Raw genomic sequence first — 10,407 nt, forward strand, 5'->3', positions numbered from 1 at the left:
TACTTCGTGGTGGCGCACTTCCACTACGTGGTGTTCGGCACGGTCGTGTTCGCGATGTTCGCGGGCTTCCACTTCTGGTGGCCGAAGTTCACCGGCAAGATGCTGGACGAGCGGCTCGGCAAGATCACCTTCTGGACGCTGTTCGTGGGCTTCCACGGCACCTTCCTCGTCCAGCACTGGCTGGGCGCCGAGGGCATGCCGCGGCGTTACGCGGACTACCTCGCGGCCGACGGCTACACGACGCTGAACACCATCTCGACGATCAGCTCGTTCCTGCTGGGCCTGTCGATCCTGCCGTTCCTCTACAACGTCTGGAAGACGGCGAAGTTCGGCAAGAAGGTCGAGGTCGACGACCCGTGGGGTTACGGCCGCTCGCTGGAGTGGGCGACGTCCTGCCCGCCGCCGCGGCACAACTTCCTCACCCTGCCGCGTATTCGCTCCGAATCCCCGGCATTCGACCTGCACCACCCGGAGATCGCAGCCCTCGACGCGCTGCACAACGGCCGCGCCTCCGAGGACGACAAGGCCCTCGCCGGCGGCAAGGAGGCGGGCAAGTGAAGATCCAGGGCAAGATGTTCATCTGGCTCTCCGTCTTCGTCCTCGCCATGGCGATCGTCTATGGCGTCTGGTCGAAGGAGCCGGCGGGTACCACCGCACTCTTCCTCGCCTTCGGCCTGTGCATCATGGTCGGCTACTACCTGGCCTTCACGGCCCGGCGGGTCGACGCGGGCGCACAGGACAACGAGAACGCCGAGGTCTCGGACGACGCCGGTGAGCTGGGCTTCTTCAGCCCGCACAGCTGGCAGCCGCTGTCCCTGGCCGTCGGTGGCGCGCTCGCCTTCCTGGGCGTGGTCTTCGGCTGGTGGCTGCTGTACTTCTCCCTGCCGGTGATCCTCGTCGGTCTCTTCGGCTGGGTCTTCGAGTACTACCACGGTGAGAACCGCACGCAGTAACGACGGCGTATGGCCGTAGGGCGGGCCCGGACACCTCAACAGGTGTCCGGGCCCGCCTCATTTGGCCGCCGGGGGCAGACCCGTTTGCACTCCTCCAGCGCGCTGGGACAGGTGATTCTTCATATTTTTGGGGCATGAGTCACAGACCTCGAACCCGGACGGTGCTGAGCTGCGGCCTCCTGCTCGTGCCCCTTGCGGTGAGCGCCACCGCGTGCGGGGGCTCGGATTCGGATGCGCTCTCCGCCAATCCCTACGACGCGGCCGACCAGATCTCGGCCAACATCCCCCAAGGCGACAAGAAAGCGGACCCCGACAAGCCGCTCGAAGTCTCCGTCAAGGGCGACGACTCGCGGATCACCGACGTGACCGCCACCGACGCCACCGGCCGCTTCGTACGCGGCGAGCTGAGCGCCGACGGCAGGCACTGGCGCACCACGGTGCCCCTGGCCGCCGGCAGCCGCTACACGGTGCGGGTGAGCACCGAGGAGGAGGACGGCTCACCCGGCCGCAAGACCCTCACGGTCAACACCCGCGGCGCCGACGGCCAGTTGACCGCCACCTTCGGCCCGAAGGAGGGCGAGTACGGCGTCGGCCAGCCGGTCACCGCCGAGCTGAGCCAGCCGATCAAGGGCCAGAAGGCCAGGGCCGTCGTCGAGAGCGCCCTGAAGGTCGACTCCATGCCGCGGGTCCAGGGCTCCTGGCACTGGGTGGACGACAAGAAGCTGCACTTCCGCCCCAAGGAGTACTGGCCCGCCCACGCCACCATCTCGGTGCACAGCAATCTGGCGGGCCTGAAGGTCGCCAAGGGGCTCTACGGGGGCGCGTCCAAGCCCGTGAAGATCACCACCGGTGACCGGGTGGAGGCCATCACCGACGCGGCGGCGCACCACATGACGGTGCTGCGCAACGGCGAGTCGATCAACACCATCCCCGTGACCACCGGCAAGCCCGGCTTCTCCACCCGCAACGGCATCAAGGTCGTCCTCGGCAAGGAGAGCTTCGTCCGGATGCGCAGCTCCACCGTCGGCATCGCCGCCGGGAGCTCGGACTCCTACGACCTGCCGGTCCACTGGGCCACCCGGGTGACCTGGAGCGGCGAGTACGTCCACGCCGCCCCCTGGTCCGTCGGGTCCCAGGGCGCGGCGAACGTCAGCCACGGCTGCACGGGCATGTCCATGAGCAACGCCCAGTGGTTCTTCAACACCGTGCGGGTCGGCGACATCGTCAGGGTCGTCAACAGCGGCGGCGAGACCATGACGCCGTTCGACAACGGCTTCGGCGACTGGAACCTGTCCTGGCAGGAGTGGCGCGACGGCAGTGCCCTGAAGGGCAAGGCCGACACCACAGGAGCCGCCGACCGCTCCCAGGACCCCGCCGCCGACGCCCGTCTGCGCCCGAAGTTCTGAGCGCCGCCCGGCGGGCCCCTCAGGCCTGTACGAGGTTCCTGCGGCGCAGCAGGCCGGCCAGGGCGTCGGCGAAGGCGACCGGGTCCAGCGGATGCGTCACCGCGGCGTCCGCACGGCTCCAGGTCGCCAGCCAGGCGTCCTGGGGGCGGCCGATCAGCAGCAGCACCGGCGGGCACTGGAAGATCTCGTCCTTGATCTGCCGGCAGACGCCCATGCCGCCCGCGGGCGCGGTCTCGCCGTCCAGCACGCAGACGTCGATGCCGCCCTGCTCCAGGGCCGTGAGGACGGCGGGCGCGGTGGCGCACTCCAGGATCTCGATCTGCGGGGCATCGGCGGCGGGGCGCCGTCCGGCCGCCAGCCGGACCTGCTCGCGGGTGTGGGCGTTGTCGCTGTAGACCAGCACCGTGGCAGTCGCCTGCATCGTTCCTCCACGCTTCGTAGCGGCACAGCATCGGGTGAGGCGGATGCTACTCCCGCGACGGGGGCCCACAGGAGGGGTTGAGCGGATCCGGGATCTTCCCGACGGGCCGTCAGAACGGGCTCCGGCGGGCCGGGCGGACACCGGGGCGCCCGGCGCTTCCCCCCTTCGGGCGACTGTCGAAATTGGGCCGTACGAGCAGGGCATACGTCCTTGACACACCGAACGGCACCCCCCGGAGTGAGGGCGGGATAAGCGACCGACATAATGTCGGTCGTGGCGACAGCAACGACAGTAGAAACCGGGCACGCGCACCCGTCGGTCAATCGGCCGAACCTCACCAGCGTCGGAACCATCATCTGGCTGAGTTCCGAGCTGATGTTCTTCGCGGCCCTCTTCGCGATGTACTTCACCCTTCGTTCGGTGACCGGATCCGAGTATTGGAAGGAATCCGCCAGTGCGCTGAATCTTCCGTTCTCCGCGACCAACACCACGATCCTGGTGCTCAGCTCCCTGACCTGCCAGCTCGGCGTGTTCGCCGCCGAGCGCGGCGACGTCAAGAAGCTCCGGGCCTGGTTCGTGGTCACCTTCATCATGGGTGCGATCTTCATCGGTGGTCAGGTCTTCGAGTACACGGAGCTGGTCAAGCACGAGGGCCTGTCGCTCTCGTCCGGCCCGTACGGCTCGGTGTTCTACCTGACCACCGGCTTCCACGGACTGCATGTGACGGGCGGTCTGATCGCCTTCCTGCTGGTCCTGGGCAGGACGTACGCGGCCAAGAGGTTCACCCACACGCAGGCCACCGCGGCCATCGTCGTGTCCTACTACTGGCACTTCGTCGATGTCGTCTGGATCGGCCTCTTCGCCACGATCTACCTGATCCGGTAACCGGCCCGGCCGGTACCGCATATCAGACAGACATAGCCAAAGCATCGACGCAGAAGATCCTGACACCGGGGTAATCCGTGAAAAAGCTCTCCGCACGACGGCGCCATCCGCTGGCGGCGCTCGTCGTCCTACTCTTCGCGCTGGCGGTCACTGGGGGGCTGTACGCCGCGTTCGCGCCGGCGGACAAGGCTCAGGCCGATGACACCGCCCAGTCTCTTGCCGTCAAGGAGGGCAAGAAGCTCTTCGCCGTGGGCTGCGCCAGCTGCCACGGCACCGGCGGTCAGGGCACCTCCGACGGCCCGAGCCTGGTCGGCGTGGGCGCCGCAGCCGTGGACTTCCAGGTGGGCACCGGCCGTATGCCGGCCCAGCAGCCCGGCGCCCAGGTGCCGCGGAAGAAGAACATCTACACCAACGCCCAGATCGACCAGCTCGCGGCCTACGTCGCGTCGCTGGGCCCCGGCCCGAGCGTGCCGTCCAAGGAGCAGTACAGCGCCGACGGTGCCGACATCGGCAAGGGCGGCGAGCTGTTCCGCACCAACTGCGCGCAGTGCCACAACTTCACCGGCAAGGGCGGCGCCCTGACCGACGGCAAGTTCGCACCGACGCTCGAGGGCGTGGACCCCAAGCACATCTACGAGGCCATGGAGACCGGCCCGCAGAACATGCCCTCCTTCGGCGACGGCTCGCTGTCGAAGGAGAACAAGAAGGACATCATCGCGTACCTCGGCGCCGTCAACGGCGATGAATCCGAGAGCCCCGGCGGCCTGGACCTCGGCGGTCTCGGTCCGGTCAGTGAGGGTCTCTTCGGCTACATCTTCGGCCTGGGCGCGCTGATCGCGGTCGCCATCTGGGTCGCAGCCCGGACTACGAAGGCCAAGAAGTCATGAGCGAGACTGGACGACACGAAGACGTGCCAGAAGAAACCCTCCCCACTGAGCGGGAAACGGCTCACGAAGGTGCGGTGGCCACGGCGGAGAACCCGTTCGCCGATCCGGGCCTGCCGCCCCACGAGCACCGCGCCCAGGACATCGACGAGCGGGCCGCCCGGCGCTCCGAGCGCACCGTGGCGATGCTCTTCGTCGTGTCGATGGTGGCCACGGTCGCCTTCATCGCCTCGTACGTGGCGATCCCGATCGACAAGATCGTCTACATCTGGCCGATCGGTCACATCAGCGCGCTGAACTTCGCGCTCGGTCTGACCCTCGGCGCGGCGCTCTTCTGCATCGGCGCCGGCGCGGTCCACTGGGCCCGCACGCTGATGTCGGACGAGGAGGTCGCCGACGACCGCCACCCGATCGAGGCCGCCCCCGAGGTCAAGGCCAAGGTCATGGCCGACTTCGCGGCGGGTGCCAAGGAGTCGCAGCTCGGCCGCCGCAAGCTGATCCGCAACACGATGTTCGGTGCGCTGGCCCTGGTGCCGCTCTCCGGTGTCGTGCTGCTGCGCGACCTCGGCCCGCTGCCCGGGACCAAGCTGCGCACCACGAACTGGAAGAAGGGCGTCCGGCTCGTCAACCAGTCCACCAACCTCCCGCTGCGTCCCGAGGACATCGCGGTCGGCTCCCTGACGTTCGCCAAGCCCGAGGGCCTGGAGGAGGACGACGAGGAGTTCGCCGAGAAGATCGCCAAGGACGCCCTGATGCTCGTGCGGATCCAGCCGCAGGACATCAAGGACAAGCACGAACTGTCCTGGTCGCACGAGGGCATCGTGGCGTACTCGAAGATCTGCACCCACGTGGGTTGCCCGATCAGCCTGTACGAGCAGCAGACCCACCACGTGCTCTGCCCCTGCCACCAGTCGACGTTCGACCTCTCTGACGGTGGTCGGGTGATCTTCGGTCCTGCCGGACACGCCCTGCCGCAGTTGCACATCACGGAGAAGGACGGCTTCCTGGAGGCCGCAAGCGGCTTCGGGGAGCCCGTCGGCCCGAGCTTCTGGGAGCGCGGATGAGTAACGAGACAACCGCGACCACCACACGCCGTGGCCCGGCGCCGCGGGGCGAGCGGATCGCGGACTGGGCGGACGGACGGCTGGGCATCTACAGCCTCGCCAAGTCCAACATGCGCAAGATCTTCCCGGACCACTGGTCCTTCATGCTGGGCGAGGTCGCGCTCTACAGCTTCATCATCATCATCCTGACCGGTGTCTACCTGACGCTGTTCTTCCACCCGAGCATGGCCGAGGTGACCTACCACGGTTCCTATGTGCCCATGCAGGGGATCCGGATGACGCAGGCCTTCGAGTCGACGCTGGACATCAGCTTCGACGTCCGGGGCGGCCTGCTCATCCGCCAGATCCACCACTGGGCCGCGCTGGTCTTCCTGGCCGCGATGATGGTCCACATGATGCGGGTGTTCTTCACCGGCGCCTTCCGCAAGCCGCGCGAGGTCAACTGGCTGTTCGGCTTCCTGCTGTTCGTGCTGGGCATGTTCACCGGCTTCACCGGCTACTCGCTCCCCGACGACCTGCTCTCCGGCACCGGTGTGCGGTTCATCGAGGGCGTCATCCTGGCGATGCCGCTGGTCGGTTCGTACCTGCAGTTCTTCATCTTCGGCGGGGAGTTCCCGGGGCACGACATCATCCCGCGGTTCTTCACGGTGCACGTCCTGCTGCTGCCGGGCATCATGCTCGGCCTGCTGGTGGCGCACCTGATCCTGGTCTTCTACCACAAGCACACCCAGTTCCCGGGTGCCGGCAAGACCAACAACAACGTCGTGGGCATGCCGCTGCTGCCGGTCTACATGGCCAAGGCCGGAGGCTTCTTCTTCCTGGTCTTCGGTGTGATCGCCGCGATCGCCGCGATCGCCAGCATCAACCCGGTGTGGGCCATCGGCCCGTACCGCCCCGACCAGGTGTCCACCGGCGCCCAGCCCGACTGGTACATGGGCTTCGCCGAGGGTCTGGTGCGTGTCATGCCGGGCTGGGAGTGGAACTTCTGGGGCCACACCGTCAATTTCGGCGTGCTGATCCCGATCCTGGTCTTCCCGCTGGTCCTGGTCGCGATCGCGGTCTACCCGTTCGTCGAGTCCTGGGTCCGCGGCGACAAGCGCGAGCACCACATCCTGGACCGCCCGCGCAACGTCCCGACCCGTACCGGCTTCGGCGTCGCCTGGCTGATCGCGTACTTCGTGATGCTGATCGGCGGCGGCAACGACCTGTGGGCCACCCACTTCCACCTGTCGATCAACTCGATCACCTGGTTCGTCCGGATCGCGTTCTTCGTCGGGCCGGTGCTGGGCTTCATCGCCACCAAGCGGATCTGCCTGGGTCTGCAGCGGCGCGACAAGGACAAGGTGCTGCACGGCCGCGAGTCCGGCGTCATCAAGCGCCTGCCGCACGGTGAGTTCATCGAGGTCCACGAGCCGCTCGACCAGGAGCAGCTGCACGTGCTCACCCAGCACGAGCAGCCCGCGCCGATCGAGCTCGGCCCGGAGGTCGACGAGAACGGTGTGGCACGCAAGGTGTCGCGCTCGCAGAAGCTGCGCGCCAAGCTCTCCAAGAGCTACTACGGCGAGGACAACGTCATCGCCAAGCCCACGGTCGAGGAGTACAAGGAGATCACCAGCGGCCACGGCCACCACTGATCACCTCGGCGCCTCGTAGCGCACCGTAGGGAGCACGCCACCCAGAGGGCCCCGTCCTCCCCCAAGCTCTTCATGAGCAGGGGGTACCCCCATCCGGACGGGGCCCTTCGGCCTGCCCGGCGGCTCGATAGGGTGAACGCACAAGCAGGAGACAAATCAGGAGTGTGGACCATGAACGTTGCGACCCCCCTCGGCGGCGACAGCGTGGCGGCCCACACCTGGCCGGGCATCCTCAACGCCCTGCTCGACGGCCGGGACCTCGCCGCGGAGGACACCGCATGGGCGATGGACCGGATCATGCGGGGCGAGGCCAGCGACGCCCAGATCGCCGGCTTCGTGGTGGCGCTGCGGGCCAAGGGCGAGACCGTCGCCGAGATCTCCGGGCTCGTCCGGACCATGTACGAGCACGCCCGGCTGATCGAGGTGCCAGGACCGAGCGTGGACATCGTCGGCACCGGCGGCGACGGCGCCAAGACCGTCAACATCTCCACGATGTCCTCGATCGTGGTGGCCGGCACCGGCGCCCGGGTCGTCAAGCACGGCAACCGCGCGGCGTCCTCGGCCAGCGGCGCCTCCGACGTCCTGGAGAAGCTCGGCGTCAACCTCGACCTCACCCCCCAGCGGGTCACCGAGGTCGCCCGGGAAGCGGGCATCACCTTCTGCTTCGCGGTGAAGTTCCACCCCTCGCTGCGGCACGTCGCCAACGCCCGGGGCCAGCTCGGCATCCGCACCACGTTCAACGTCCTGGGTCCGCTGACCAACCCCGCCAGGGTCCGCGCCCAGGCGACCGGCGTCGCGGACGCCCGGATGGCGCCGATCCTGGCCGGGGTGCTCGCCGAGCGCGGTTCGTCGGCGCTGGTCTTCCGGGGCGACGACGGCCTGGACGAGCTGACCACGACCGCGACCTCCCGGGTCTGGATCGTCCGGGACGGCACGGTGCGCGAGGAGGCCTTCGACCCCCGGGACGTGGGGATCCCCCTGGTGCCGGTGGAGGCGCTGCGCGGCGCGGACGCGTCGTACAACGCGGAGGTGGCCCGCCGGCTGCTGGACGGGGAGACCGGTCCGGTGCGCGATGCGGTGCTGCTCAACTCCGCGGCGGCGCTGGTCGCACTGGAGCCCGCCGACGCCCCGCTGGCGCAGCAGATCCGGGCCGGTATCGACCGGGCCGCCGCGGCGATCGACTCCGGAGCGGCCCGGCAGACGCTGGAGCGCTGGGTGACCGCCAGCAACAGCTGAGCAGCCGGTGACACGGAGTGTGACGCAAGCCCCGTTCCGCCATCCGGACCGGGGCTTGCGTGATGTTGCCCGTGTGGCATGATTCTGCGCAGGTCACGAGTGACAGCGACACAGGCCCCGGCCCGCTGTCCGGCAACCCTCCTTCCGTGGCGGGGTGCCCCGGGTGATGACCAGGCCGTAGGCAGCGAGGTCTGCGGCAAGCGCGGATCCCTCGCCAGGGATCCTGGTCCTCGAGGGAGAACTTCCGTGAATCAGCGAATGCGATAGGGCTCGACGGCCCCTTTTCCGCATCCCCTTTTTCTTTCCGCTGCGGCGCCGCGCCGTGCGCCCGCGCGTACCCGAAGCGCGCTGTCCCGCAGCGAATTCACTTGCTTCTTACGGGAGTTCGCCATGTCTGTTTCCGCCGTTGCCGCCGACAGCTCCGTCTGTGCCCCGCTGCCCGTCCTCGGCCGGGACGTCCTCGTCCCGCTGGTGACCGGCGGCGAGGTCGACTACGCCGCGCTGGACTACGCCGCCAGCGCCCCCGCGCTGCAGCGGGTCTGGGACGACGTGGCGGCCTACGTCCCGTACTACGGGAGCGTGCACCGCGGCGCCGGGTACCTCTCGCAGCTGTCCACCGACCTCTTCGAGAACAGCCGTCGCACCATCGAGGAGTTCCTCGGCTGCGGGGCCGAGGACCAGGTGGTCTTCACCCGCTCGACCACCGACTCCCTCAACCTGCTCGCCTCCGTCCTCCCGCAGGGCACCCGGGTGTTCGTCTTCGAGACCGAGCACCACGCCTCCCTGCTGCCGTGGGAGCAGCGCGCGGACGTCACCGTGACCTACCTCGACGCGCCCCGCACCCCGCAGCAGGCGGTCGACACCCTGGAGAAGGCGCTGGCCGGGCGCGAGCCCTACGGGCCCGCGCTGGTCTGTGTGACCGGTGCGTCGAACGTGACCGGTGAGCTGTGGCCGGTGCGGGAGCTGGCGGCCGCCGCGCATGCGCACGGCGCGCGGATCGTGCTGGACGCGGCGCAGCTCGTCCCGCACCACCCCGTGGACATCGCGGAGCTGGACGTCGACTGGGTCGCCTTCTCCGGCCACAAGCTGTACGCGCCGTTCGGCGCCGGAGTGCTGGCCGGCCGCGCGGACTGGCTGCAGGCCGCCGCCCCGTACCTGGCCGGCGGCGGCGCCAGCCGCAAGGTCTCCCGCCGGACGGACGGCGGCGTCGACGTCGAGTGGCACACCACCGCCGCCCGGCACGAGGCCGGTTCGCCCAACGTCATCGGCGCCTACGCCATCGCCTCCGCCTGTCAGGCCCTGACCGAGGCCGGGTTCGACGACCTGGTCGCCCGCGAACAGGACCTCATCGCCCGCCTCCGCGCCGGCCTGGCCGAGGTGCCCGAGGTCAATGTGCTCTCCCTCTTCGGCGAGGACGCGGCACGCGTCGGCGTCCTCTCCTTCGTCGTCGAGGGCTGGAACAGCTCGCACTTCGCCGCCGCCCTGTCGGCCGAGTACGGCATCGGCGTCCGCGACGGCCTCTTCTGCGCCCACCCCCTCGTCCGCACCCTCCTCGGCAGCGCCCCCCAGGACCCCGGCGAGTGCGGCGCCCCCGACGCGGCCCCCGGCGAACGCTCCCTCAACGCCATCCGCGTCAGCGTGGGCGTCGGCACGCCCGATGAGCATGTCGACCGCTTCCTCCGTGCCGTCAAGGAACTGGTGACGAACGGCGCCACCTGGAACTACCACACGGAGGACGGCCGTTGCGTGCCCGCGCGAAGCGCGGTGTGAGTTCCGCGTTTTTGGCTTTCCCGTCGTGGGGGTTGCTCGCCGGTTTTCGCCCGCTGCGCGGTGCGCTCGCCGTTGCGCCTGCGGCGGGCCAGGTCCGCTGCGCGGGGCTGTGGGTGCGGTGACGGGCCTGCGGGGCCGGTGTGTGGGACTGCTT

General features: G+C 69.1%; 10 protein-coding genes and 1 riboswitch. Of the genes, 9 read left to right on the top strand and 1 reads right to left on the bottom strand.

Going from position 1 to position 10,407, the window contains the following annotated elements:
• The 3 genes from AB0411_RS37540 to AB0411_RS37550 form a co-directional block, all read left to right on the top strand.
• Nucleotides 1-558 (top strand): cbb3-type cytochrome c oxidase subunit I (locus AB0411_RS37540; RefSeq protein WP_366421702.1); only part of this gene is annotated, 558 nt, incomplete at its 5' end.
• Nucleotides 555-953, top strand: coding sequence for a cytochrome c oxidase subunit 4 (locus tag AB0411_RS37545; RefSeq protein ID WP_042161924.1), 399 nt, complete (start codon nucleotides 555-557; stop codon nucleotides 951-953). The genes AB0411_RS37540 and AB0411_RS37545, both read left to right, overlap by 4 nt.
• A 134-nt stretch (nucleotides 954-1,087) precedes the next feature.
• Nucleotides 1,088-2,359 (top strand): L,D-transpeptidase, encoded by a 1,272-nt coding sequence (locus tag AB0411_RS37550; RefSeq protein WP_366421703.1) that lies wholly within the window; start codon nucleotides 1,088-1,090, stop codon nucleotides 2,357-2,359.
• 19 nt (nucleotides 2,360-2,378) lie between these two features.
• On the opposite strand, the gene AB0411_RS37555 is transcribed toward AB0411_RS37550, so the two are convergent.
• Complete coding sequence (locus AB0411_RS37555) at nucleotides 2,379-2,780, bottom strand: response regulator transcription factor (RefSeq protein WP_086717030.1); 402 nt, start codon at nucleotides 2,778-2,780, stop codon at nucleotides 2,379-2,381.
• A 264-nt stretch (nucleotides 2,781-3,044) separates the two neighbouring features.
• Between AB0411_RS37555 and ctaE the strand changes: the two genes are divergently transcribed.
• The 6 genes from ctaE to AB0411_RS37585 all read left to right on the top strand — a co-directional run bounded on the left by ctaE (nucleotide 3,045) and on the right by AB0411_RS37585 (nucleotide 10,253).
• Nucleotides 3,045-3,665 (top strand): aa3-type cytochrome oxidase subunit III, encoded by a 621-nt coding sequence (ctaE, locus tag AB0411_RS37560; protein ID WP_086717031.1) that lies wholly within the window; start codon nucleotides 3,045-3,047, stop codon nucleotides 3,663-3,665.
• A gap of 77 nt (nucleotides 3,666-3,742) precedes the next feature.
• A complete protein-coding gene (gene qcrC, locus AB0411_RS37565) occupies nucleotides 3,743-4,552 on the top strand; it encodes a cytochrome bc1 complex diheme cytochrome c subunit (protein ID WP_088797294.1) in 810 nt (269 codons plus the stop codon).
• Nucleotides 4,549-5,613 (top strand): cytochrome bc1 complex Rieske iron-sulfur subunit, encoded by a 1,065-nt coding sequence (gene qcrA / locus AB0411_RS37570; RefSeq protein WP_366421704.1) that lies wholly within the window; start codon nucleotides 4,549-4,551, stop codon nucleotides 5,611-5,613. The genes qcrC and qcrA overlap by 4 nt, the downstream gene beginning before the upstream one ends.
• Nucleotides 5,610-7,247, top strand: coding sequence for a cytochrome bc1 complex cytochrome b subunit (gene qcrB, locus AB0411_RS37575; RefSeq protein ID WP_366421705.1), 1,638 nt, complete (start codon nucleotides 5,610-5,612; stop codon nucleotides 7,245-7,247). The genes qcrA and qcrB overlap by 4 nt, the downstream gene beginning before the upstream one ends.
• A 171-nt stretch (nucleotides 7,248-7,418) precedes the next feature.
• Nucleotides 7,419-8,483: an anthranilate phosphoribosyltransferase gene (gene trpD / locus AB0411_RS37580; protein ID WP_366421706.1), complete on the top strand. Its 1,065-nt coding sequence runs from the start codon at nucleotides 7,419-7,421 to the stop codon at nucleotides 8,481-8,483.
• A 91-nt stretch (nucleotides 8,484-8,574) separates the two neighbouring features.
• Nucleotides 8,575-8,692, top strand: a riboswitch (SAM riboswitch).
• A gap of 181 nt (nucleotides 8,693-8,873) precedes the next feature.
• Complete coding sequence (locus tag AB0411_RS37585) at nucleotides 8,874-10,253, top strand: aminotransferase class V-fold PLP-dependent enzyme (protein WP_366421707.1); 1,380 nt, start codon at nucleotides 8,874-8,876, stop codon at nucleotides 10,251-10,253.
• Nucleotides 10,254-10,407 lie beyond the last annotated feature (154 nt).

Origin of the sequence: Streptomyces angustmyceticus, from assembly GCF_040701845.1 — a bacterium.
Taxonomy (GTDB): Bacteria; Actinomycetota; Actinomycetes; order Streptomycetales; family Streptomycetaceae; genus Streptomyces; species Streptomyces angustmyceticus_A.